We start from the raw sequence: 25103 nt of genomic DNA, 5'->3' as shown, positions 1-25103 counted from the left end.
AATCGGATCGTTTGTGAAAGGAAGTGGAAGTTATGGCAAAATCGTTTGCGTCTTTTGGTTTTCGTCCGGAGCTGATGCAAGGGATTCAAGACCTGTATTATAAAGAACCAACACAAATTCAAGAGGAAGCCATTCCTCTCATTATGGAAGGCAAGGATCTAATCGGACAAGCTCAGACAGGTACGGGTAAAACAGCTGCATTCATGCTGCCGATCCTCAACGCATTGGAAGAGGGAAAACGCGACATTCAAGCGCTCATCCTCACTCCGACGCGTGAGCTTTCCATTCAGATTGCAAAAGAAGTAGAAAAGCTGGGCAAACACCTGAATGTGAATGTACTCTCTCTGCACGGTGGAACGGATATTGACAAACAACTGAGCAAGCTGAAAGAAACGGTTCATGTTGTTGTAGGTACACCAGGACGTGTACTGGATCATATGAAGCGCGGATCGCTTCACTTCGGACGAATCTCTACACTCGTGCTGGATGAAGCCGATAAAATGATGGAAATGGGCTTCTTGGAGGATGTGGAGCAAGTCATCGTCCACACGCCTTCTCAACGTCAGGTGCTGTTGTTCTCGGCTACGATGCCTGATCTGGTAAAAAGACTGGCGCACCGCTTCATGAAGCAGCCACCGCATATCAAAATCGAGGGCAAGCAAAAAACAGTTGAGCGCATTGAGCAATTTTACTATGTAGTCAACCAGAGCGATAAGACGGACGCTCTCGTCGATGTGCTGGAGCAAGAGCAGCCGTTCTTGACTATTGTGTTTGCCAATACCCAAGTACGTGTGCAACAGCTTACGGCTCGCTTGCAAGAAAATGGCCTCTCGGCGAAAGCCTTGTACGGTGATTTATCTCAAAACAAGCGGGAACAATTGATGAAGCAATTCCGTGAGATACGTTTCCAATACTTGATCGCAACAGATATCGCTGCGCGTGGACTCGATGTAGAAGGTGTAACACATGTCATCAACTACGATTTGCCGAATGACGTGGACAGCTACATTCACCGCGTCGGTCGTACTGGTCGTGCGGGACAAAAAGGAAAAGCGATCTCCCTCATTTCTCCTCGTCAGAAAAACTTGATGGCTCGTTTTGCCAAAGCGACGAAGGCTTCGATCGAAGAAAGAATTTTGCAGGCAGGACGCCATCTGGATGCCGGACGCCGTCAGCGCGCAGAAGAACGGGAAGCTCATTTCGTTGAGCTGCGAGCGCAACAGGTGAAGGAGCAGCAGAAGGAAAAAGACAAAGAGTTCTCTCCTGTACGTGAAGCCTTGAAGAAAAAGACGAAGGTAAAGCCAGGCTACAAAAAGAAAATGGCGCGTGAGCTGGGAGAACTGCAAACGCAGTACGAGAAAAACCGCAAGAAGGCTGAAGCGATTGCAGCACGCAAAGCGGGTAAATCTGCGAAGCCTGCCGATACGAAAAAAGCAGGAAAAGGTGGAGCCGCTCGCTCTGCGAAGGGTGGAAGGCCGTTTAGTCAATCTGCCGGGAAATCAAAAGGAAGATAAGAAATAAAGAGGCTGCCCAGATTCGAAAAGGATCTGGGCATTTTTTTGTAGAAACGCCTTTGTTTTATGAAAGGAAGTTATTGACTTTATACTCGACTAGAAGGTTTATACTCAGATCGAAGTAATGAGAGAGAAGGTGTGGAATTGTTCAAAATCAGCGAGTTTTCCCGACTGAGTCGAATTCCGTTGCAAACGTTGCGCTATTATGATCAGATTGGGATTCTAAAACCAGCAAAAATCGATGATGCGACCGGGTACCGATATTACTGTGCCGAACAGCTTTTGCAGATCAATCGAATTGTCATCTTCAAAGAATTGGGGTTCTCATTGCAGCAGATTGCGCAATTGCTTCATGAGAATATACCAGCCGAACAAATTCGGGGCATGCTGAGGCTCAAAGAAAATGAAATCCAATCTCTGTTGGAGACGGAAATGTCGAAGCTTGCCCGTATTAAAGAACGGGTGCAGCTTGTTGAACGGGAGGGAAGGATCGAAAAGGAGCATGAGGTCGTTCTGAAGCAGGTAGATGGCATGCACTTGATTTCCTATTCAGCATTGGGTGCTGCTGAAGATATTCCTTGGCTGTTTCAAATATTCGACAGTTTGCTTGATGCCAGCCTGAAATCATCCTTGACTGGTCCCCAAACAGTGCTATGGAAGGAAACCGGAACGAAGGACCAGCTTTTCGAATTTGGGGTGGGTTATGCCATTAAAACAGAATCTGTCAAACTGCCCGAGCAAATGGAACGAAGCGTCTTGCCTGCCGAGACAATGGCTACGCTACTATTCCGTTCGGATTCGATCTTTAAAGAATCAGCTTGCCTGGATCTGGCTACGTGGATTGAACAGCATGGTTACTGTATTCGAAGCGAGCAGCCCGGCAGAGAAATCTACGTTCCCTTATCAGAAGAACCTGGAGTTGAGCTCATAGAAATCCAGATTCCAATTGAACCAAGGGGGCAAAGTGAGCATGGGAAATAAATGGGTTGTCTATATTCTCGCTTTGGCAGTTTTCCTCATTGGGACGGTGGAGTATCTGATAAGCGGCATCATTCAAATGGTGGCCGCTGATCTGGGGGTCACGACGTCGTCTGCCGGATTGCTTGTTACTGCATTTGCCCTTTCTGCGGCAGTAGGGGCTCCCATTGTCATCGCTGTCACGATCCATCTTGACCGAAAAAAATTATTACTCATGATGCTTGGTATTTTTATTTTGAGCAACTGGTTGGTCTATGTGAGTCCTTCATTTGAGATGATGCTGGTTACACGCGTGATCCAAGGACTCAGTGGAGGCGTTGCTACAGTTGTTGCGATGGCGGTATCTACACGGCTAGTTGAAGAAGGCAATCGTGGAAGAGCAATCGGCATCATTTTGATGGGATTGAGCAGCTCGCTTGTACTTGGCCTCCCGGTTGGCACTTTTTTAAGTGAAGTGATTGGCTGGAGGCTGCTGTTTATTTTTATTGGACTACTGAGCTTGGTTCCGCTGCTTGTCATTTATAAAAAAGTCCCGCTTATAAAAGCGCAGGAGGCTGTAACACCGCGAGCACAACTGGCTGTTCTAAAAAATAAAAGGATTCTGGCAGCAGTTGTTATCACGCTGTTGTACATCGGTGCTTATTCCACATTGTTTACCTATATTGCGCCTTTCCTGCTAACCAAGGCAGAACTCTCGGCATCCGAGATTTCTGGGATTCTGTTTCTCGCAGGCATTTGCAGTTTTATGGGGTCAAAAATGGGGGGAGTTATCGCAGATCGCAAGGGGCCGAAATTTACGATTAATTTAGGACTCTCCTTTCAGGCAAGTATGCTGCTTTTGCTTTCGGTCATGGATGGAGTGATAACTGCTCATATCGTGATCATCATGCTATGGATGCTCGCCACATGGGCAACATCTCCGGCCCAACAGCTCTATCTGGTTACGCAGGTGCCCCGTTCGCCGGATATCGCGCTTAGCATCAATACATCCTTTATTCAATTTGGCTTCGCTTTGGGATCATGGGTTGGGGGACTGGTGATCAGCCACTCCTCTGTGGAGCATCTAGGCTGGTACGGATTTGTTATTGCGTTGCTGTCGTTGTTGCTCGCGATCCGTTTGTTTACTTTAAAGAAGGAGCAGCTATCAGCGTAGGAAGATGGCGTATGATGTCTTCTCGTCTCTCGCGGCAGCATGATTTTAGGAAAACGCCCCAGGATCAATCGTGTGACAGAAAAAATAAAAGATAAACTGCGTCAATTCTTTAAAAAATACGGTGTTGGTGCCAAACTCCTTTTTGTTCTAAAGAAATTGATATAATCATGATGAAAAGGAGGAGCACCACTATGGATCGGATTGACGAACAAATCCTCCACTTATTGCGGGAAAATGCCCGAATCACCAGCTCAGACATTCCATGAAAGAGGAGATGTGAGCCTCGTGGCGATCGGGGGACTGTCTCTGCTGTTACAAATCCATTGGGTCAAACAGTTGGTTTTGATTATGGGAGCCCTGATTTTGACCTGGTTCGGGATTCAAACCTTGCGTGCCATGAAAGGAAGAGGAGTACATGAACAAGCACCAGTCCAGCATGCTCCATCGGGTCGAAGCAGCTTTTGGTACGGCGTACTTCTGACACTCGCGAATCCTTTGACCGTTCTGTTTTGGGCGGGAGTATTTGGCTCACTATTGGCATCTGGCACTTTTGTTCATTCAAAAGAGTTGTTCTTGTTTGCGACAGGCTGTCTGCTATCGACTTTATTGTTCCTGGGGCTGGTAGCTTTGTTGGCCGCGTATTTGGCTCGATTTTTTCGCCCGGTTTGGCTCAACGTGTTTCATGGGCTCAGTGGAGTCTTTCTAATTGGGTTTGCGATTGTCCTTCTGCAAAAAGCGGTTTGAGGCTCTATACTGGCTTTTTTGAAGGAGTTCGGATTGACGGCATCGAATTTTAATAGAACACAGGAATTGCGATAGAAATAGTGTTTTCCTCCCATGTGATTTGGGTAATAGATAGGAAGATAGAACCCTTTCTTGTAAAAGTACCATAGTACAGGGTGTGAGGAGAACCAGTGATGACGACGGATACGTGCTTGAAATGCGGCAGTCCGATGGGCCGGGGAGAGTACAGTTGCCAGGTTTGCGGAGAAAACGAAATACAAGACTACCAGATGATTCGCAATTACGTGAGAACGTATCCGAATTCGAATGCGATGCAAATTGCCAACGCAACAGGGATATCTGTTTCAAAAATATTGCGTTATATTAGAAATGGCTCTTTGACCGTTGTAGACAATCCGTCCCGCAGAGGGAGATCATAAGAAAAAGAGAAAAGCCCACAAGCAGTCACGATGCATCTCGTGTAGCCTTGTGAGCTTTTTTTATTTTTGATGCAAAACTACAACCAGCGTAGACCCTTAGGATAATGATTTTTGAGTTGCCCCTCAGATTGCTTGCCCCAACCGATGGAGAATCCATCTACAGTAACCAGCGTCCAGCCGCTATCACCGTCACGCGTGAGCGCTTCTCCTTTTAAGTATCGCAACATTTCAGGATCGTCTGCGCCATAGGAAGCGACACGGGCTGCCTCCGCAGGAGAGAGGGCGAGTGCCAAGGCGTGAGCAGGTTCAAATCTGTTCTTTTTTACGGTTCCTAGGTGCAGACCGACGCGAGCGACCTTGAGCTTGTCCCAGTCGAGCTCGGGAGCAGGTGAGTAGTAGAGCTGCTCGCCGAACAAAAGAAAAGCTGATTCATCATCGAATGGTTGGGAGAGCGCCGGGAGCGCTTCGTCCGCGAACGTACGCCAGGCTGCCAGGGCTTCTTTTCGACCTGCCGGAGCCGATTTTGCCGCACGCTTTTCTTTACGCTTTCCGGAAGGTTCATGAACTTCAGCGGTCTCACTCTTTTGCAGCTTGGCGAGGTAATGCCCCTCTCCCTGGAGACGATGCGGCCACAATCTGGCTGTCTGGGTGAGCTGCTCGTTTTGCGGCGACGCCCACTCGGGTTGACCAGCAGAAAAGCAATCTGCATGTGGCAGCGGAACGATTTCAAATTCCGGGTGACTTCCCAGGAAGTTAACCAGTGACTGCTCATTTTCTAATGGAGCAAATGTGCAGGTGGAGTAGACCAACGTCCCGCCTGGCTTCAGCATAGCAGCGGCCGCCTCGAGAATATCGCCTTGCATGACATGGCATTCGGTTACTTTTGCAGGGCTCCAGTCTTCGATTGCTTCGGGTAGCTTGCGGAACATTCCTTCGCCAGAGCATGGAGCGTCTACTAGAATTCGGTCAAAAAACTGGGGGAATCGCTCCTGTAAGCGTTCAGGCGTTTCATTGGTCACGACGGCATTGGTCACGCCGCAGCGCTCCAGATTTTCTGACAAGGCTTTTGCCCGAACAGGATGGATTTCGTTTGCTACGAGCATTCCTTGTCCACGCAAAAACGCTGCAAGCTGCGTCGATTTCCCCCCTGGCGCTGCACACAGGTCGAGGATTCGCTCACCAGGTTGTGCGCCGAGTGCTTCGGCAGCGGACATCGCGCTTGGCTCCTGCAAATAGTACATGCCAGCGGAGTGAAAAGGATGCTTGCCGGGACGATCTGGTTCTTTGTAGCGAAAACCGTTTTCGCACCAAGGGACTGCTTCCAGAGAAAACGGCGAGATTTTCAAAAAATCATCACGACCGACCTTCAACGGATTGACCCGCAAGCCGTGTGTCACAGGCTGATCATACGAGGAAACGAATGCCTCATAATCGTGTCCAAGCATGGTTTGCATGCGCTCGGTAAATGTTGTTGGTAAATTTTTTGTCATAACAGCCTCCGATGTCAGATTTTGGCCCCATGTGAAAGGAAAAGATAGAATCATGGCGAATCATAGAGAATGAGGTGAGAGCATTATGGAAGGATCCCGTGCAAAACGCTACCGCTCCCGGCGGAGGAATGACTCGGAAGTAAGCCGGTTTTGGATCATGGGGTTGCTGTTCTCACTGCTGGTGCTCGCTTTTGAATTCTTTATCGAAATACCCGCCGACGCAGATTGGCTGATCGATATGGAGATGGCTTTGTTTTCTGCCAGCTTTACGTTGCTTGCCTTTTATCTGCTCGGACTTACCTTTGCCTTTTCACGCCACCAAAAGGCAGGGAAGATCAATCACCAAATCATCATCTATGTATGGTTGGGTGCGATCTTGTTTCACTTGTTCCTGCTCATCAGCAATTTGTCCAATCAGCATGTGTACAAAGCAGGGATCATTCTGTTTTTAGGACCATTGTTTTTAACTGTCTACCATTTTATCACGTACTTGGCCGCTTTGCGCGAGGAGCGTGAGGAGCAGGAGGCAGCTACGACAGCTACGCTCGAGCGTACGGCCTACCAGATGATTCTGGAGGGTGGGCGTGTATACAGCGAGCTGAATCGCCTGAAAACAGAATATCCAGAAGTGGAGCAAATGCTTCGTGCCAACGATTTTCACGATAAACTGGAGCGCTATGCTTTGGAAATGCAGCAGTATTTGCAGGCGAAGCAATTTGAGCGTAAAGACGTGGAGCTCTTGGAGGGTCACTATTATTTCTTGGAAAACTTGCTGAGCTTGGCGAAACAACATCCGGGAATAATCGAGTCCCGCGTATATAGCCGCCGAGGTGACAATTGATGGGTACAAAGGAGAGGGAAGCGGATGTTTTGGAAAAAAGACAAAGGCCTGGCAGAAAAAGAGACAGCAGCGACGACAGTGGCAACTCCCACGACCACAATGGCAGGACAGCAAGACGCTTGGAAACATGAGCTTCGCGGTATTTACGAACACTTGGGTGCGATCTTCACTTCGAACCAAGCGATGAACGCCGAATCCGAGCAAATGGTGCGCTTGGTGACGAGAATGAAGCGTGTCGTAGATAATATCCAGGTCATTAACGAGCGGGATGATGAATCTGCGAGCCAACTGTCGGATCGAGGAGAGCGCCTGACAGACATCTGCAAACAATCGGTAGCGCGTGCAGATGAAGGCAAAAAGGCTATGACGGACGTTGTGGAAGTCATGAGCCTGCTCGACAAAGAATCGGTCCATACGTCCAAATCCATGAGCCGCTTGGAAGAGCGCTCTTCGGAAATTACGAGTATCGTCAAGGTGATCAGCGACATTGCCAATCAGACCAACCTTCTCGCCCTGAATGCAGCGATAGAAGCGGCACGTGCGGGTGAACAAGGCCGAGGCTTTGCTGTTGTAGCGGATGAGGTACGGAAACTGGCCGAGATGACAGCGAATTCGACCAAGACGATTGCAGAATTGATCGGCAAGATTCAGGAAGAAACAAAAGAAGCGTTGTCCAACAGTGAAAAAAGCAGCAGTGCGATCAAAGACGGACTTTCTATCAGCAAGGATGCTGCGGAGAAGACGGATCAGATCGTGAATGCTTTCCAGGCCCTGAACGTCGAAGTGTCAGGTGTGATGGAAATCATCGCGCACCAAAAGCGATTTGCTGACGATGTGTCCCAGCAGGTAAGGGATGCAAAGGGCTTGCTGGACGAGCTGAATGAAGGCTTGACCAAACACGTGAGGGACGCCAACGCGGTAGAGCAAATACTCGCGACGAGCGTAAAGGATGTCAAAAAGTTATTGTGATCATAAGGAAAAAGAATCAGGAGTCCGTATCCAAGCGATGCGGACTTTTTGGTATTTGTTCCCTTTCTTTCACTAATTATTTACATGTTTTCGTTTGACTATTCGAAATGGAGTACTATAATCAAAGTAGGATTCTCCATATCTTTCCTTTTTTCGACAAAATCCTACCAGCATTCGCTATGAATGGGCAAACCCATTGAAAATTGGGGACGCAAAGCCACGGGCCTAATGTACACGTTACGATGGCAGCCGGGTTGCCGACTAGCAGTGTATTTTGCTGTTTTAGTTTTACGGCTCCTTTCATGCGAAAGGGGCCTATTACCTTTACAAAAGGGAGAGGTTAAAGCATGTCAATCCTTCAAACACTGGACAAGCAGTACATTAATGGGGAGTGGCGCGACGGACTGGGCGCGAAGACATTGCAAGATATCAACCCTTACAACGGGGAAGTCATCGCAGAATTCAAAATGGCAAATCTGGAGGATATCGACGCGGCTTACAAGGCGGCAGCCAACGCGAAAAAAGAGTGGGATGAAGTGAATGCCTATACCAAATCCCGAATGTTGGAGCGAGCTGTTCACTATATCGAAGAGAATGAAGAAGAAATCATTCAGATCATCATACGTGAATTGGGTGGAACCCGATTAAAGGCGTTTTTTGAGATCGGGCTTGTGAAGGATATTATTCGCGAAGCGGCTACGTTCCCGGTGCGCATGGAAGGAAAAATTCTTCCTTCTCCCGTAGACGGAAAAGAAAATCGCTTGTATCGGATTCCCGCAGGCGTTGTCGGTGTCATCAGTCCGTTCAACTTCCCGTTCTATCTGTCGATGAAGTCTGTAGCTCCAGCTCTTGGTGCGGGCAACGGTGTCGTCCTTAAACCGCATGAGCACACGCCAATCACGGGTGGGACGCTCATCGCGAAAATTTTTGAAGAAGTAGGTCTGCCAAAAGGCTTGATCAACGTTGTTGTGACGGATATTGCGGAAATTGGCGATGGTTTTGTCTCCCACCCGATTCCGCGCATCCTTTCGTTTACAGGCTCTAGCCAAGTAGGAAGCCATATCGCGCAAGTGGCAGCGAAGCATTTCAAAAAGGCGATTTTGGAGCTGGGCGGCAATAGTGCACTGATCGTTTTGGAGGATGCGGATCTCCAGTATGCCGTTAATGCAGCGGTATTCAGCCGCTTTACCCACCAAGGCCAGATTTGCATGTCGGCTAACAGGGTTCTGGTTCACCAAGATGTATACGATAAATTCCTCGATCTGTATGTGGAAAAAGTATCTGGACTCAAGGTAGGCGACCCAAATGATCCTGACACGGTAATCGGTCCACTCATCAATCAACGGCAAGTCGCCAACCTGATGGCAACGATTGATGAGGCGATACGGGAAGGAGCCGTTCCTGCATTGAAAGGGGAAGTAAAGGGCAACCTGGTCGAGCCGATCGTTTTGACAGGAGTGACCACAGACATGTCGATTGCTTCTAAAGAGCTGTTTGGTCCGGCTGTTTGCATTATGTCGTTTACTTCGGAGGAAGAAGCGATTCGCATGGCAAACGAGACACCATTTGGATTGTCCGGGGCGATTCATACACGCGATCTGGAGAGAGGTGCCCAGATGGCCAAACGAATTGAGACCGGCATGATTCACATCAACGATGGAACGATCAATGACGAGCCAATCGTGGCGTTTGGCGGTGAAAAGCACTCTGGGTTGGGACGTTTGAACGGTCAATGGAGCTTAGAAGAGTTTACTACGCTGAAATGGATATCGGTTCAGCACAAGCAACGCCAATTTCCGTATTAATGCCAGCAAAATATAGAGGTGAAGTGGGTCATGAACGGTTACGTAGAATGGAACGAAACAGAAGCTTCCGAAGAGGGGAAAAACGCAGAGCTGCTCGAGGCGTTCATCAAGGTTGCCCCCTATTTAAATGATTTGCTCTCCGATGACATTACCATTGGGGTCTATGACACGGAAAAGCTATTGTGCAATGTGCCTGCCCAAACATTTGCACTGCAAGTCAAGCCGGGTGATCCACTCCAGGAAGGAGATGTGATCACCAACGCGATTCGAAAAAACACCAAGCAGGCGATGATGGTCCCCAAGGAATTATTTGGTTTCCCTCTCGTCGCACGGGCAATCCCTCTGCATGATCACACGGGAAAAGTCATCGGTGGTGTCGGCATCGGTTCCAGCATGGAGCGAGCCAATGAGCTGTATGAAATTGCCGCAAATCTCTCGAGCGTCGTCGAGCAGGTCAGTGCCACCACACATGAGATGGCTGTGCAGATCGGGAATTTAAACGAGCAAATGAAGGCAATCTCAGAGCAAGCCAATGATGTGAGCCAAAGTACGACTGAGATCGAGCAAATCACGCTCGCCGTGAAAAAAATCGCTGATCAAAGTAACATTTTGGGACTGAATGCGAGCATTGAGGCTGCGCGAGTAGGAGATGCAGGGCGAGGGTTCGCTGTCGTTGCGAATGAAGTTCGCAATATGGCGACGGATTCACGGGCGAACGCGGACAAAATCAAGCAAACCACAGATTCCATCCGGGATTTGATAACCCTGCTGCAAAATTCGATTGAATTGATTAATCAAACCATGGAAAGTCAGGCAGCCGCTACGGAGGAAATTTCTGCGACGATGGTCGAAGTGAGCGACAATACGCAAAAGCTGGCAGGGCTTGCCCAAGAAGTGTTTGAAATAAAGTAAGCCTATACATGTAACAAAATTCCCCTCTCAGGAGTCTAACTTTAGAGAGGGGAATTTTTCCTTTAGTTCATTTGGATGGTAGGTAGCGATTGCTCCAGCATATAGCGGTACACCGGGACTTCATCGCCCTTTTCAACGGGCAAGAAGTTAAACGTGACGTAGCTGTCTACCGATTCCGGTTCCAAGGCCAATGCTATGAAGTTGGCATTTGGCTGGGCCATGCTGAACACGTAGCTACCCGCAGGAAAGGTTTTCGTTGTTTCTGTTACATTTGCAGTCACTTGGTTGGTGAAATGCCCATTCTCGTAAATCGTATTCACCTTGTTTTCCAAAATGGTGTAGCTTTCTACCACTATGGTCGTTTCTTTTGATAGCTTGCTTACTGAAACACCGAGCAGTTCCAGCTTGGCTGCGACTTCATGGTAGCCAGGAGGCATGAGATAAGCAGTGGGGCGCTCGCGTTCGAGTACGGGATAGGCATCCGTGGAGCTTACCCAGTCGATGGGGGTAGGCACTTTTTTTGCGGTGGCTAGATCGACCACATCGAGAGTTTGACCCGGTACTCGCTTATTCTCACTCAGGATGACGAGTCTGTCGTTGTCGTTTGCCTTTTTGCCTTTTTCCGTGATTTCTGCCCGTGCCTGCGTGACGGCGGACTTGATTGCTTTGGCGTTGGCCGCTGTTGATTGGATGACAGCAGCGTGAGTCATGGCCTGACTGTATACACGGCGCTCAAAATCGGCGCGTCCAATGCCGATTCCGCGTGTTTCCACCAAAAACGTCAACGTGTTTTTCAATCCCAAGGCATTGCGTCCGATTCTCGTCTCTGTGCTGCCTTCTGTTGCGGTCACTTTTCCGTCCTTGCCTTTTGCCAGCGTATAGTATGCGTGATGAGAAAGTTGCTCCTTGTCGAGAGCTTTTTGAACGTCAGCCAAGAGCAGGTTGTCTGACATTTTGCGCAGGTTGGCGGGGATATTTAAGTTTTTCGCAGAGGAGATCAGAACATCGTAGGAAGAGATCGCGCCTTTTTCCCCAACATCGCGAAGCTGGCTGGAAGAGACACCGTATTCGTGGGCGTCAAGCACCACATCAGGTTGATAGGCATTGAGGGCTTGGTGCACTGCTTGCACCTCTGGATATTCTACCTTCATGTAGTCGCGGTTAGCATCCAGCTCTGTCGCGATGTAGCGTTTGAACTGGTAGGAGCCATCCGGGTTAATACGAGGAACAATCGCGACGTTTACTTGATTCAGGAGGTCGGCGCCAAGTTTTCCTTCTGCCAGCCATTTGGCAATCACAAGAGCAGATTCACCAGAGGCGGGTTCATTTCCGTGGATTTGTGCCTGTAGCCAGATGAGTGGCTTTTCCTTGTTTTGTTTGAGCTTGCCGTGGTCTTTGCTGAATAGCAGCAGGGGGATATCGCGACCTTCCAATGAGGTACCGATGGATAGTAGCTTGATTTCCTTGTTGCCTGCTGCCAATTTGCTTATGTAAGCCATCATTTCTTCCTGGGACGTAAAAGCTTCTTTTCCTTCTTGGAAGCCGGGTGTCCCAAACTGGATAGTTGGCTTGGGAAACAAGCTCTCAATCTGTGCAGGCTGTACATAGGTTGGCCCTATTCCGTAATAAGGAATGTGGGGTTGTGGTTCAGCTTGAGTGGCATGGATGATTGAGGGGCTGGTGAACAGAGATATTACGAGTGCTGTAGAAACAACGTAGCGTACTTTCTTGTCCATAAATTCCCTCCTGCGAAATAGAATTAGACACCTATGATTAATTTATCAGATTATTATAAAAATAATAATCGCTACGAAATATTCATTTTAAAGTAGGACTTTCGGTTCTCCTTTAATAGAATAGGGGGATGACATGGTCAGAAAAATCAGCAGAATGCTCCTTTTGATGACGGCCATCGCCGTAAGTAGTTTCTTTCCGAGCAATCTTTCTGCAAACGAATGGAAAAAACCAACAGAAACAGAGAATGTTGACCACCTGAATGGTGCGATTCACCAAAAACAAGAATTTCGTTTCCCAGATGGTGTCACGTATTGGGCGCATAAACTGACAGGTCAGCGCAATATGATGCCATACGTTTTCACCATCCCGATTCAGGGCAACAGTCAGAACATGATGTTTCGCTATCGAGCCTATGATGAGTCGAAGAAACCGTATTGGAAGGTCGTCACGCTTGATCAGGTCCAGACCCTTCCGCTTGCCTCTGGTTTTGTAGAGACGGAGGGCAGGTATATTTGGTTAGGTAAGCCGATTACCTACGTGGATAAAGGCAGAGCCACGATTGAGGAAAAGCCGGCATTGGCGCTGCCAATCGAAGTAAAACAGACGACATCTGGTGTCGAGCTGGTGGTAAAGCTGCCGATGAAAGCAGGCTTTATCAGCGAAATGTGGGCACTCGATTCGAGAGATCCGCTCGTTCCTTGGGGAGAACAATCGATTGACAGCGTTTGGCTTAACTTGGACGTAACGGAAAAGGCAAAATGGCTGTACGATGGGTATTACTATCAAAGCCCTTCAACGTACGAGCCGACTTCGGAGTCCTCTTTTTGGCGGATTCCTGAAAATTATGTCCTTCGCTCCTTTTTATATACAGGTGGAAGCAAGGCTGCCCGGGATATGGGCTATGTGATGTTGAAAGCGAGCCTGAAACAGCAGGAGCCTGAGGGGTACTGGAAGACACAGCCGCGCTCCTTGTGGCTAAGCGACGATTACGGGATACCAGAGGGCTTTTACGATACGAGATTCAACACAGGAGCGGCTGATCTGATGCTGCGAGGCTGTGATCAGTATCAAGAAAATGACTTTTGCCAATCGGCGAAAAAATATGCTGCTTACTTTCACAATCACGCAGCCATGAACCGTTTTGTCATCGCTGGTGTACAGCAAGGGTGGCTGGTTTCTGACTACGCGACAGCAACGAATCCAATGATTCAGACACATGTTTCTTTGAATCATCAGTTGGCAGAAATCAATTTTCTCTACAAAAGCTACCTGCAATTCGGGGACCGGGTAGACAAAGACTTAGCTGACATCATGCTCTACGGTGTGGTAAACCTCGGATCGCAGTGGATTCTCGGAAATGGCGATTTGCATTACGCTTATTTTCCGGACGGGACATTCGGCAGACCGGACTATCCGTTCTTGACCTACAATGACTTGGTCGAAACCCAGCGCTTGTATCGTCAACTGCACGGGATGGATGAGATGACGCTTGCCTTGTTGATTGACAGTAAATTGATGTGGATGCAACTGAATAATGTTCAGTACCGCTAACATATGGAATTGTGAGCCGTGCGAAGGACACTGTATAAAGTGACCTTCGTACGGTTTTTTTATTTTTATCATCCTTCAGAAAAAGACGAAGAAACATGAAACCGTATGGCACACTCGCTGGTCTAACGAATGTACAAAGGAGGGGACACAGCATGAATCAATTTGAGCGAGTTCGGGAGGCTCAGGCGGGAAATCGCGCGGCTTTTCTTTCATTGATAGAAGAACAACAGGATCGCTTATACCGGATCGCCTATTATTATGTTCGACAAGAAATGGATGCAGAGGATGTTGTCCATGAGGCGATATATAGAGCGTTGGTCGGGTTGCCTAAGCTGAAGCAGCCACAATTTTTCACGACTTGGCTGATCCGTATTGTCATAAACTGCGCGATGACAGCGCTGAACAAGCGTCAACGACTTGTGGTAGATGAGCGTTACGTCGACGAGCTACAGCAGGTTTCTGTCACGGAGCATGACGATCGGATCGACCTGCTTGCTGCTGTCGATCAGCTAGAGTCAAGACAAAGACAAGTGATTGCATTCAAGTATTGGCAAGATATGACGATTGAGGAGATTGCAAACTTGCTGCGCATGCCCTCCGGTACAATCAAAACCATTTTGCATAGGGGGTTGAAAGCATTGCGCAAAAACTACTCGTTCACAGAAGAAGCCACTCGATCCGAATCTGCCACCGTATCTGAACAAGATCGATTGCAGCAAAGGCTTGTTACCTTAAAGGAGCTGGCAGAAGCAAGAATTGATATCCCACAAACGTATGAGCTTACCATTGCAGACTACCAGGAAGACAAACGGGAAGCAGGAAGAGCGACGTTCTTATGGACAAAACAAGGCGCTGATCCTGTATGGGGAGAATCAGGTAAAGATACAGGCATGTCTTTGGTATTTGGCAGTCAAGAGGAGTTGCTCGAATATACGATTGACGTGGCGGAAGCTGCCCGTGATTTACCCGTGCTCACACAAGAGGAATTGCGACTTCACGGCGAGGAGTTCGTCCTTATCCATTATCCGACCGCGCTGAAACAATTTTCCTTGACGCGTATGAAAACAATTGAATCCGGGACGATTTTCTTCTATGAGCAGATTGTGATGGATTTGCCACTGCCATCGTCAGGTTTTCGCGTAACAGTGCACCAGAGTGGTATGGTTAGTGGCTTCCATTATTTTGGTAAGCAGAAAAAGCCGAAGATCCCGGAGAAATTGATGGAGAAGGAGCAGATTTTGCAACACATAGAGAAAACCGTAAAGGTAGATCTGCAACTTACTTATGTACCAAAAGCAGTTTTGAATGGAGCGCAGGATGAGATACGGCTTGTGTATGAGCTGGACAATTGTTGGAGGAGCTATCCGGCGGACGAGAAGGAGGTTGCCAAGTTGAGCGAGGAAGCGGTGGAATGGGAAGAGCAAGCTGTATGGTTGCCAGTTCCACTACGTCCAAAGGCTGCGGCAGTTCGTACGTTGGAAGAGGTTCAAGCTTTACTTGGAATGGATTCAAAACTGTATCAGCTATTGAGGAACGCGGACATCGATGAGGAGATTTCCTCTTTTGTTTGGCGTCGGCGGGATTGGCAGTCTACTGATTCTGAAGACCGTTCGTTTCGCACTTTTTTCCGGACAAGATCCGCGGGTACCGTTAAAGTGATGATTCATAAAAGGACGGGTGCGTTGGTTTCGTTTTCCCGTTTCGAGGACTGTCCGCCAGGGGAAAAACGTTTATCCCGGAATGAGTGTCTGGACATTGCACTCCAATTCGTAGCGCGTACGCGACCTGAGTTGGAACCGTATTTATGGCTTCGACATCAGGAGGAAGAGGGGGAAACTGATCAGGAGCTGTTCGAGTTCCGCATCGGAGTACAGGGGGTGTGGCTCAGAAGAGAGTCCCTCCGAATTGTCGTCAATAAAACGACGGGGCTACTTGAAGGTATGGACAGCTCGTTCATCAATACGACTCAGTTGGAGACAGTCGAGACGACTCCACTTATAGACGAAAGAAAGGCGCTCCAAATTTATCGGGAAGTGCTCGATTTGAAGCTGGAATGGCAGACCGATTATTCCGGTCGGGGCAAAAATCATCGCTACCGTCTCGTGTATCGGCAAGTTCATCGATACAGTCAGAGAGAGATGCAGTGGATAGACGCCCGGACCGGAGAGTTGATTTGATAGAATATCCATCTATATCCGAACTAATCAAAATGACATTAGGCGCCTCGGGCTATGGCTGTAAAAGAACCCAGCCGTTTCCCTGTAAGCTTCAGGGAAGTGGCTTCTTAACTATAGTTGGTGGATCATTTCGCAATGGCACATGAACTTTGGAATCATATGTTGCGCTTTTCAAAGGAGAGTAGTATTCTCGTTTTTTTCAAATACGTTGATGCTCCCAATACAACGTCCCATTCTTTAGTACCACAAACAGTGCATCGATACCGTTGACGCTTTACCGGTATCTCAATGACTTCATTATTGATGAGATCTTTGTATATTTGGTGTTTATTATCCGTTTTGTGAAAGTTCCCATTCCCACAATGAAAGCAAATGATAGGGGCAACAATTGTAAAATTGCATTTGTCGATAATGATTCTCACCTTCCAAGATGTGTGTCGCACAAAGTTGTAGTAGAAATAATAAAAAAGAATGAAAAATAAATAATTTTTATTAGCACGACCATTTTAACAACGAAATATTGGTTAGTAAACTGCCCAGTTATGGAATAGCAAAGCCTAGACTAGCGGGACACTGTTCGATGTGATTGATCATAAAAAATTGCCGGTTTTCCCTCTCATAGGGTGTGACTGGCATACTTAACTAAAGTTGAAAGCATTCTGATCTATTTCCGCAAAGCAAACAAGGTCAAAAAACTGACAGCCTCCCGCAGCTCTACGCTTAGGCGGCCCGCGATATCTGGCGTAATTCCTTCTTTGTAGACGGGCTCTTCTCCCAGAAGTGTGAAGCCATTTTCGCTTGCCAACTGCTTGGCTTCCCAGGGCATCATCGTATTTTGGATCGTCGTCTCTTCGTATAGTCTGCGATAGCTATGTGCACGGGGGCCAGCTGTAGGACCGAGGATTCCCAAGACGAGAATTCCTTCGGGAGCGAGCACGCGGTGAAGCTCCAAGAGTGCCTTGAGCGGAGACGGCGTGAATTCCACAACATTAATGGAAAGCACTCCGGAGAATGAATCATCGGCAAAAGGAAGCTCGCTGATGTCTCCTGTCTGAAAATGAACAGAGCCTGGGAAGGAAATGACCCGGTCATGAGCGAGGCGGATCATTTCCCCGGCAATGTCGATGCCCTCCACCTGATAGCCGTGCTCTGCGAGCTTGCAACTGGCATAGCCGTCACCACAGCCTGCATCGAGAACAGGTCCCGATCCGACAGGTACATGCTTCATAAAATAGGGGAGGATGGTGCTGCGGCTGCCTTTTTCCCACATATGCTCACTTCGTTTTCGCCAGTCTTCTGCAAATTGATCCCATTGCTTGGCGGCTTGTTCCGTCCATTGGCTCATCCTTGTTCACGCCCTTCTCATCGATTGAGCAATACCGTTATGAAGAAAAACTCCGGTCGAGGTGGCCGGAGCTTTTCAAGGAAGTCGTTTTACGTCAAACGGTTGGGGATATGTGCGACCAAGTCAGCAATTTTTTTGTTCTTCAGCGTTTGCATCATTTGCTGCTCGGCGTCAGCCACAACCTGTTGAATCAGACACGCACTATCATGATGGAAGCTGCATTCAAACAAGGAGGTTGTCCCTTCAATGGCTTGGATAACATCCAGAAACGATATATCATCCTGGTTGCGTTTGAGTTTGTATCCGCCATTTGCGCCAGAGACAGAGTGGATCAACCCAGCCTTGACCAGTTTCGTCAGCATTTTGGACAGGTACGTTTGTGAAACGCCTAGCTTCTCTGCCAAAAGCTGAACACTAACGGGTTTATCAGGCGCTTCTGCCACCAGATAGAGCATCGCATGGAGGGCATAGTCTGTTGCCTGTGAATACTTCATAAGACACCTCAATCATGGACTTAATACATCCATCATAAAGTGAATGCGAAGCATGATCAAGGGGAAGAGTGATTCATGCTGGCATCTGCACTTTCGATGACCATTTTAGGATGGTGCAACTTGACACAAAAAATCTTTAAAGGATATTATAGATACAATAAGTCTATGAACAAGTTATTTGAAATGATCCAAGTACAGCGAGTTATTTTTTGTCCTCATTGAGGATATTAAAGGTCTGTAATGGTCGTTTTGATTAACTGTTCAACATAAAAAGGGGAGGAAAATACAAATGAGCATTTGCCACACGACAGATACTACGTTTCAACAAGATGTAAAAAGCGAAGGCTATACCCTCGTCAATTTTTGGGCGCCTTGGTGCGGGCCATGCCGCTTTTTTGGGCCGATACTCGAATCGTTTGATGGGGAGCATAGCAGCGAAGTGCGAGTCCTAAAGGTCAATGTCGATGAACAAACGGAGATTGCCAATCAGTATGGCATTATGAGTTTGCCAACGACCATTTTGCTCAAAAACGGGGAATTGATCGACAAAGTCGTAGGAGCGGCCCCTCTAGCGGAACTGAAACAATTTGTTTTCAAACATAAGTAGTAGGAAAACGCAGCGAAAGCCATCGGTCAACTTGATCGGTGGCTTTTTGGTATCCAGTTGTTACTCGCATGCGTACTTTAATAAATGAAAGCGTTTGAGCGTTTTCGCGTTGTTCCGTGTTCTTGCATGAGGAAGCGCTTCCAATGTACATTCAAGATAACGACAAAATAATCCCAATTCACAAAATAATGTCAATAATTGAACAGGAAAGCGGAGGGGTAGGCAATGAGCAATACCGATTTTTTCCCGATTCAGGACTGGGACTATCTGGAGTTTTATACAGGGAACGCCAAACAAGCTATGCACTATTTCACAAATGCGTTTGGATTTGAAGCAGTAGCCTATGCAGGTTTGGAGACAGGCTCTCGGGAAAAGGTTTCTTACGTTTTGAAGCAGAAGCATATGACGTTCGTGATCAGTGGGGCGCTTACGCCCGACAGCCCGATTGCGGATTTTGTGAAAAAGCATGGGGACGGAGTCAAAGACGTTGCCCTGCGTGTAGAGGATTGTGAGCAGGCTTACCGGGAGGCCGTTTCTCGCGGAGCCATTCCGATCATGGAACCGACTGAGTATACCGATGAATTCGGGACGGTCAAAAAAGCGATTATCGGTACGTACGGCGAAAACATTCATTCCTTTATTGAACGAAAAAATTACAACGGACCATTCTTCCCAGGCTTTAAAGCTTACCAATCTCCAGTCAAAAGTGAGAGTACAGGTATCATCGGCATCGACCACATCGTTGGTAACGTTGAGGTCATGGATGAGTGGGTAGAATACTATCAAAAGGTCATGGGCTTTACAGCCGTACAAAATTTCAGTGAGGACGATATCTCGACGGAGTATTCTGCGCTCATGTCCAAAGTGATGCAAAGTGGAACAGGACGCATCAAGTTCCCGATTAATGAGCCAGCAGAAGGACGCCGCAAGTCGCAGATTCAGGAGTTTTTGGAGTTCTACAAAGGGCCAGGTGTGCAGCATATTGCGATCCTGACCAACGACATCATCGACACTGTATCGAAGCTGCGTGATAACGGTGTAGATTTCCTCATGGTGCCAGATGCGTACTACGAAGATTTGAAAGAGCGTGTAGGAGAAATTGATGAAGACATTGAGGCGCTGAGAAAGCTGGGTGTCTTGGTTGACAGAGACGACGAAGGCTATCTCTTGCAACTGTTCAGCAAGCCGATTGTAGACCGTCCAACGCTGTTTATCGAGATTATCCAGCGCAAAGGAGCACGCGGCTTCGGGAATGGCAACTTCAAGGCACTGTTCGAGGCGCTGGAGCGCGAGCAGGAGCGCAGAGGTAATCTGTAATTCATTGATGTAACGAGCATGACAAGACCATCTCAGGCTGAAAACGCTGAAGGGATGGTCTTTTTCTATTTGCGAAGCAGAAAAATAAATTCTCATGAACCATTGACCTGCCTCTATCATCTATACTAATAGGAACCAAAAATTGGAGATAAAAGGAGGGTTATGCAATGTGAGCATCAAGTGGGAAGTTCAGCAGGACATTCAGCTAGCACAGGGCGGCAGCGTAGAAGCTTTTGCTAGAGTCATTCAATTGTACGAGCGTACCTTGTATGGTTTGGCACGAACCTATGTCGGGCGGGACGAGGATTGTGCCGATGTGGTGCAGGATACGGTAATGAAAGCATTCAGAGCCATCCGAACGCTGCGAGAGCCTGCTTATTTCAAAACATGGATGATCCAAATTCTGATAAACGAATGCAGACAATGGCAGCGAAAAAAGAAACGAAGTCCAACCGTAGAGCTGTCTCTGCTGCAAATCGAGGAAAAATCGGTACAAGCTCCCTACGAAGCCATTGAACTAACAGAGGCAGTATGGAAGCTGGAGCATGAGCTGCGCATCGTCGTGTGGCTTCACTATTACGAGGATTTGCCGATCAAGCAAGTCGCCTTGCGAGTAGGTGTCCCGGAAGGCACAGTGAAATCCCGGCTGCACCGGGCTCGCGTGCTGCTTGCAGAAGAGCTGGAATCCTCCCAGGAAAGGAACGTGGACGATGACCCGACTATTGTGCGGAAGCTGAGTCTGAATCTGGATGACTTCGCTCCGCTGTCAGCCGCATAAGTACACAGATGTCCAAAAGAGAGAGAAAGGGACGAAATTGCGATGATTCATCGATTGGAACCAAATGATTATGCAAAAATCAGGACGTTGCTGTCACCTGATAACGTGAACGATTTGACCATCCATGCAATTATCAATGGGACAAATCGAGGAGCGATTTACGTAGATGATGTGGAGCAGCCCCGGACAGCATTGGTCGATCAAACCGGCGTGATCAGTATTTTCGTAGGGGATGCTGCCAATGAAGCGTTCACAGCCGATCTGGGTGCCTTTATCGAGGGGGAATTACGCAGATATACGACCGAATCATGCGGGGGCACTCATTTTCTGGCAGTTGTGCCAGATGAAGCGTGGGAAAAGGCAGTGACCAAAGCTATCTCGCATCGAGAGATAGAAACGGATTGGGAGTATTACTATCAGTTCAATCCCGAGCAATTCCACGCGCGAAAGATCAGCTATCGCCCTCTGCCTGAAGGATACACGTTGAAAAGAATCGATGCAGGTGTCATTGAAGACGACCCTGACAACACCCTGATCGAGGTTGTAGAGGAATTCTATCATTCAGTGGATGATTTTTTGCAGTGGGGTGTAGGATTTTGCGTATGTAAAGGAAATACGATTGTGAGTGCTTGCCTGTCTTGCTGTGTCCATGAGCTTGATCATGAAATTAGCGTGGAAACGTACGATGAAGCCGACATGAACAAGGGCTTTGCTACGCTTGCTTGCGTGGCGTACCTGGAGCATTGCATGGAACATGGGCTGACACCGCACTGGACCACGCTGGAAACTAACGAGGAGTCGGTACGTCTGGGGACAAAGCTAGGGTTTGAGCCCAAGGAAAAGTGTAAAATACTGGAGTTCGAATACTAAAACGATACGGGTATCCATGGGTTGTCGAAATCACTTCGGCACCCTTTTTTACTAGGAAAGGAAGAGAAGCAAGAGGGAAATACGGTATGAAAAGTGAATATTTTGATTAGTTACAGAAACGAGATTGAACCATCGGGCAGCGATTGAGAGGGATAAACCAATGAACATGGCATTAATGGTTCCGTTGACGGAGCGGACGGCTGTTTTGATCGTGGTGGCCTTGCTGTTTACGCGTGTACGTGCATTCCGCAGCATATTGAACCAGCAAGCAACGTGGCGAGAAAAAGCACTGATGGTCGTCATTTTTTCTGCTATTTCCATCCTGGGTACATATAATGGCATCTGGTATCAGGATGCGATTGCGAATTCACGCGTGATTGGGACTGTCGTGGCAGGCTTGCTGGCTGGTCCATGGGTAGGGCTGATGACGGGACTGATTGCGGGGATTCATCGTTATTCATTGGGGGGCTTTACGGACGTGGCTTGTGCCATCTCGACGATAAGTGAGGGCTTGTTTGCGGGATTAATTTATCAGTTCCGCCGTAACCGCAGCAAAAAAATCGGGTGGACGACAGCACTCGTCGTCGGTTTCTTGGCGGAGTGGCTGCAAATGGGAATTGTTTTGCTCATCGCACGTCCTTACGCTGACGCTTTGGCATTGGTGCAGGCCATAAGTGTACCGATGTCTATCGTCAACTCGGTCGGAATTGCGATTTTGATCATTATTATTGATTTGGCCAAAAAGGAAGAGGATCGGATTGGTGCGCTCCAAGCCCAGCGAACGCTGCAAGTAGCGGACAAAACATTGTCTTACTTGCGTCAAGGACTGACGTATGACTCTGCCCATAAGGTAGCGGAGGAAATATTGCGGACGACGCGTGTAGCAGCGGTAGCGATTACCGATACGCGCTCTGTACTTGCACATGTTGGCGCAGGCTCGTCCCATCACGTAGTGGGAGAAGGCATAACGACCAAGGCGACCCGTGAAGTTTTATCAACAAAAGAAGTAAAGATTGCCCAGACGAAGGAAGAGATTGGATGCAGGGAGACGAATTGTTCCTTGCGCTATGCGATCCTTGTCCCCCTGATGCGAAGACGTGAAGTGGCGGGCGTGCTCAAGCTGTATCAGGATCGCTCACGCAAACTATCGGCGGTGGACTTGGAACTCGTACGCGGATTGGGGAACCTGATATCGAGTCAGCTCGAACTAGCTGAGCTAGAGAAGCAGTCCCGTCTGTTGGCAGATGCAGAAATCAGAGCCTTGCATGCGCAGATCAATCCTCATTTCTTGTTTAATGCGCTCAATACGATCGTCTCCTTTATTCGCTTCCGGCCCGAACAGGCGCGCGAACTGTTGATTCATTTGGGGGAGTACTTCCGGCGTAATTTGCATGACTCTGGCGGATATGTCAGTCTGGCGCGTGAGCTGGAGCATATCGAAGCGTATTTGGCTATCGAACGTGCGAGGTTCGGGGACAAGCTCCATGTAGAGTACGACATTGAGAATGGGGTAGAGCGGTTTACTGTGCCAGGACTGATTTTGCAGCCGCTGGTAGAAAATGCGGTCAAGCACGGGCTGTTGCCCAAGCGCGAAGGGGGAACCGTCGTGATTCGTGCGCGCCGCAAAGAAAAGCAAACCGTCGAACTGACAGTGGCAGATAATGGAGTGGGAATGAAAGTGGACCCATTCGAGCCAGCCCTAGATGAGAAGAGTGCAGGGCGGCAATTATCCGGAATCGGTCTTGCCAATGTAAAAAGCCGTCTCCAGTCGATCTACGGAGAACCGTATGGAATCGTGATCGAGAGCAAAAGCGGAAGCGGCACAACATGCACCATACAATTACCGATAGGGGTGAACGTCAGTGCTCAAAGTGTTCATCGTCGATGATGAGACGCCTGCCAGAGAAGAACTGCGGTATTTGCTGGAGCAGTTTTCGGAGGTGTCCGTAGTAGGAGAGGCGGGCAGCGGGGAAGAGGCGTTGGAAGCGGTGCTTCAAATAGAGCCGGATGCGGTCTTTTTGGACATCCATTTGCAGGACAGGGATGGCGTCGATGTGGGGCAGGAGCTTCTGGAATCCATGGTCAATCCACCTGTCATCATCTTCGCAAGTGCGTATGAATTTCATGCGGTTCGAGCATTTGAGGCCGAAGCCGTCGATTATATCGTCAAGCCGTTCAGTGAAATGCGTCTGGAAAAGACGATGAATCGGGTACGAAGAATGAGGAGGAAAAGTGAGCCTGCATTGGACACGTCACCTCTACTGGAGGAAAGGCTACAGTCCCTTCTGCAAAATGTGCTGGTCGATACTCAGCCGCGTCGTGTCCCGGTGGAGAAAAACGGCAAGATCATGCTGATTGATCCAAACGAAATCGTCTATGCTACCTTGGAAGGAAGGTATGCGAGCATTTATACAGCAGGTGAGCAATATGCGACCACCTTTACGTTGCAGGAGCTGGAGAGCAGACTGTCCCGTCAGCAGTTTTTTCGGACGCATCGCGCTTTTATTGTCAATTTATCCAAAACGGCAGAGCTGGTCCCTTGGTTCAAAGGCTCGATTCATCTCGTCATGCAGGATCATCGCAAAACAGAAGTGCCTGTCAGCCGCAATGTCGTGAAGGAATTGAAGAAACGACTGGGGTTTTAAAGGAAACAGACCAATCCTGCGTCCCGTTTGGGGGAGGATTGGTCTGTTTTTTTTGACTGCCTACACGGGATAGTCATCGTTTTTCTTACGTGTCACCATGATCCCGCCCAATACGATCAGGATCAAGCCGAGGATGCCGCCTACTTGGGTGGACGCCAGATTCGCGATCAAAAATACGATAGCGAGAACGGTGAGGATGCCAATGGGGATCAAGAGAGCGGGTTTGCGATTGCCGAATATGTACAGCTCAGTAAGCCCCACGGCAGGACCGATCAGGAAGAAGGGCCACGTCGTGCTCATATCCCCGTGAAAAAATAGCTGGCTGAAAAAGAAGAGTGGGGCATATACGAGCAAGATCCCGCCTGGCACGAGCAATCCAGCGCGATTCGGCTTTGGGTTCATAAAAAAGAAAATATGAAACCCGATTCCTGGGATGAGAAGGAAGACTGGCCATAGCAAGTCCATTGCGAGCGGTACGTTCAGGTAAGTAGCCAGAACAAAAATCGCTCCGATTCCGATAATGATGTAACCCCCGATTCGTCGCATAGTGCGTATTCTCCTTTTTGATTTCCATACCAATTTATGTATAACTTTAACATATTGTGGGGGAGTTTGTATCAGACTCGGGGCGGAGACTTTCTACGTCCCAAAATTGAACGCGCTTACACTCAAGCGAGGATGGTGCAGCTTGTGCCTGTTTTTGTACGGTTCAGCCATTTTTTATGTTGGCAAGCTGTCCGATGTGATACGTTTTTCT

The 25103-nt window shown here is 48.3% G+C and carries 23 protein-coding genes and 1 riboswitch; of the genes, 18 read left to right on the top strand and 5 right to left on the bottom strand.

Annotated features, from left to right (window positions below; all coding sequences use genetic code 11):
• Positions 1 to 32 precede the first annotated feature (32 nt).
• The 6 genes from ASG16_RS17605 (at position 33) to ASG16_RS17580 (ending at position 4808) form a co-directional block, all read left to right on the top strand.
• Positions 33 to 1514, top strand: a complete 1482-nt coding sequence (locus tag ASG16_RS17605; RefSeq protein WP_056489694.1) for a DEAD/DEAH box helicase — start codon at positions 33 to 35, stop codon at positions 1512 to 1514.
• 144 nt (positions 1515 to 1658) lie between these two features.
• Complete coding sequence (locus ASG16_RS17600) at positions 1659 to 2495, top strand: MerR family transcriptional regulator (protein WP_056489864.1); 837 nt, start codon at positions 1659 to 1661, stop codon at positions 2493 to 2495.
• Positions 2485 to 3645, top strand: coding sequence for an MFS transporter (locus tag ASG16_RS17595; RefSeq protein ID WP_056489692.1), 1161 nt, complete (start codon positions 2485 to 2487; stop codon positions 3643 to 3645). Before ASG16_RS17600 ends, ASG16_RS17595 begins: the two co-directional genes overlap by 11 nt.
• Before the next feature lie 167 nt (positions 3646 to 3812).
• Entirely contained in the window at positions 3813 to 3911 is a 99-nt protein-coding gene (locus ASG16_RS31635) for an AsnC family transcriptional regulator (protein ID WP_370444400.1), read from the top strand.
• A gap of 19 nt (positions 3912 to 3930) precedes the next feature.
• Positions 3931 to 4389, top strand: coding sequence for a LysE family translocator (locus ASG16_RS17585; protein WP_241970780.1), 459 nt, complete (start codon positions 3931 to 3933; stop codon positions 4387 to 4389).
• Positions 4390 to 4562: 173 nt separating this feature from the next.
• Entirely contained in the window at positions 4563 to 4808 is a 246-nt protein-coding gene (locus ASG16_RS17580; RefSeq protein ID WP_048034168.1) for a hypothetical protein, read from the top strand.
• 77 nt (positions 4809 to 4885) lie between these two features.
• Here ASG16_RS17580 and ASG16_RS17575 read toward each other — a convergent pair whose 3' ends face one another.
• Positions 4886 to 6298 carry an RsmF rRNA methyltransferase first C-terminal domain-containing protein gene (locus ASG16_RS17575; protein WP_056489690.1) on the bottom strand — a complete coding sequence of 471 codons (1413 nt, stop codon included), beginning with the start codon at positions 6296 to 6298 and terminating at the stop codon, positions 4886 to 4888.
• Between the two features lie 85 nt (positions 6299 to 6383).
• Here ASG16_RS17575 and ASG16_RS17570 point away from each other — a divergent pair, with 85 nt between their 5' ends.
• From ASG16_RS17570 to ASG16_RS17555, 4 genes are all read left to right on the top strand, one after another.
• The gene (locus ASG16_RS17570; RefSeq protein WP_048034166.1) at positions 6384 to 7139 is read left to right on the top strand and encodes a hypothetical protein; all 756 of its coding nucleotides are present in this window, start codon (positions 6384 to 6386) and stop codon (positions 7137 to 7139) included.
• A 24-nt stretch (positions 7140 to 7163) separates the two neighbouring features.
• Positions 7164 to 8108 (top strand): methyl-accepting chemotaxis protein, encoded by a 945-nt coding sequence (locus ASG16_RS31250; protein WP_056489688.1) that lies wholly within the window; start codon positions 7164 to 7166, stop codon positions 8106 to 8108.
• Positions 8109 to 8284: 176 nt separating this feature from the next.
• Positions 8285 to 8370: riboswitch (cyclic di-GMP riboswitch) on the top strand.
• A gap of 85 nt (positions 8371 to 8455) precedes the next feature.
• On the top strand, positions 8456 to 9913 hold the full coding sequence (gene yfmT, locus ASG16_RS17560) for a benzaldehyde dehydrogenase (protein WP_056489686.1): 1458 nt from the start codon (positions 8456 to 8458) through the stop codon (positions 9911 to 9913).
• 30 nt (positions 9914 to 9943) lie between these two features.
• Entirely contained in the window at positions 9944 to 10825 is an 882-nt protein-coding gene (locus ASG16_RS17555; protein ID WP_056489684.1) for a methyl-accepting chemotaxis protein, read from the top strand.
• A 62-nt stretch (positions 10826 to 10887) separates the two neighbouring features.
• Here ASG16_RS17555 and ASG16_RS17550 read toward each other — a convergent pair whose 3' ends face one another.
• Positions 10888 to 12561, bottom strand: coding sequence for a M14 family metallopeptidase (locus ASG16_RS17550; RefSeq protein WP_056489682.1), 1674 nt, complete (start codon positions 12559 to 12561; stop codon positions 10888 to 10890).
• 133 nt (positions 12562 to 12694) lie between these two features.
• Between ASG16_RS17550 and ASG16_RS17545 the strand changes: the two genes are divergently transcribed.
• Both ASG16_RS17545 and ASG16_RS17540 read left to right on the top strand, forming a co-directional pair.
• Positions 12695 to 14113 carry a hypothetical protein gene (locus ASG16_RS17545; RefSeq protein WP_056489681.1) on the top strand — a complete coding sequence of 473 codons (1419 nt, stop codon included), beginning with the start codon at positions 12695 to 12697 and terminating at the stop codon, positions 14111 to 14113.
• Positions 14114 to 14265: 152 nt separating this feature from the next.
• Positions 14266 to 16290: a sigma-70 family RNA polymerase sigma factor gene (locus tag ASG16_RS17540; RefSeq protein WP_056489679.1), complete on the top strand. Its 2025-nt coding sequence runs from the start codon at positions 14266 to 14268 to the stop codon at positions 16288 to 16290.
• Positions 16291 to 16954: 664 nt separating this feature from the next.
• Here ASG16_RS17540 and ASG16_RS17530 read toward each other — a convergent pair.
• Both ASG16_RS17530 and ASG16_RS17525 read right to left on the bottom strand, forming a co-directional pair.
• Positions 16955 to 17635 (bottom strand): class I SAM-dependent methyltransferase, encoded by a 681-nt coding sequence (locus ASG16_RS17530; protein ID WP_056489677.1) that lies wholly within the window; start codon positions 17633 to 17635, stop codon positions 16955 to 16957.
• Between the two features lie 89 nt (positions 17636 to 17724).
• Complete coding sequence (locus ASG16_RS17525; protein WP_056489675.1) at positions 17725 to 18129, bottom strand: RrF2 family transcriptional regulator; 405 nt, start codon at positions 18127 to 18129, stop codon at positions 17725 to 17727.
• A gap of 289 nt (positions 18130 to 18418) precedes the next feature.
• Between ASG16_RS17525 and trxA the strand changes: the two genes are divergently transcribed.
• From trxA to ASG16_RS17495, 6 genes are all read left to right on the top strand, one after another.
• The gene (gene trxA, locus ASG16_RS17520) at positions 18419 to 18736 is read left to right on the top strand and encodes a thioredoxin (RefSeq protein WP_048034157.1); all 318 of its coding nucleotides are present in this window, start codon (positions 18419 to 18421) and stop codon (positions 18734 to 18736) included.
• A 225-nt stretch (positions 18737 to 18961) separates the two neighbouring features.
• Entirely contained in the window at positions 18962 to 20053 is a 1092-nt protein-coding gene (gene hppD, locus ASG16_RS17515; RefSeq protein WP_056489673.1) for a 4-hydroxyphenylpyruvate dioxygenase, read from the top strand.
• Between the two features lie 169 nt (positions 20054 to 20222).
• Positions 20223 to 20831, top strand: coding sequence for an RNA polymerase sigma factor (locus ASG16_RS17510; RefSeq protein WP_056489671.1), 609 nt, complete (start codon positions 20223 to 20225; stop codon positions 20829 to 20831).
• A 42-nt stretch (positions 20832 to 20873) separates the two neighbouring features.
• Positions 20874 to 21701 carry a GNAT family N-acetyltransferase gene (locus ASG16_RS17505; protein ID WP_056489669.1) on the top strand — a complete coding sequence of 276 codons (828 nt, stop codon included), beginning with the start codon at positions 20874 to 20876 and terminating at the stop codon, positions 21699 to 21701.
• 160 nt (positions 21702 to 21861) lie between these two features.
• Complete coding sequence (locus ASG16_RS17500) at positions 21862 to 23589, top strand: sensor histidine kinase (RefSeq protein WP_056489667.1); 1728 nt, start codon at positions 21862 to 21864, stop codon at positions 23587 to 23589.
• Entirely contained in the window at positions 23564 to 24346 is a 783-nt protein-coding gene (locus tag ASG16_RS17495) for a LytR/AlgR family response regulator transcription factor (RefSeq protein ID WP_056489664.1), read from the top strand. Before ASG16_RS17500 ends, ASG16_RS17495 begins: the two co-directional genes overlap by 26 nt.
• Before the next feature lie 60 nt (positions 24347 to 24406).
• Here the strand turns inward: ASG16_RS17495 and ASG16_RS17490 are convergent, their stop codons facing one another.
• On the bottom strand, positions 24407 to 24892 hold the full coding sequence (locus ASG16_RS17490) for a hypothetical protein (RefSeq protein ID WP_048034151.1): 486 nt from the start codon (positions 24890 to 24892) through the stop codon (positions 24407 to 24409).
• Between the last annotated feature and the right edge of the window lie 211 nt (positions 24893 to 25103).

It is taken from the genome of Brevibacillus sp. Leaf182, assembly GCF_001423865.2.
Lineage (GTDB): Bacteria > Bacillota > Bacilli > Brevibacillales > Brevibacillaceae > Brevibacillus > Brevibacillus brevis_C.
The sequence above is the reverse complement of the archived record's forward strand: the minus strand, read 5'-3'. Positions and strand labels throughout refer to the sequence as shown.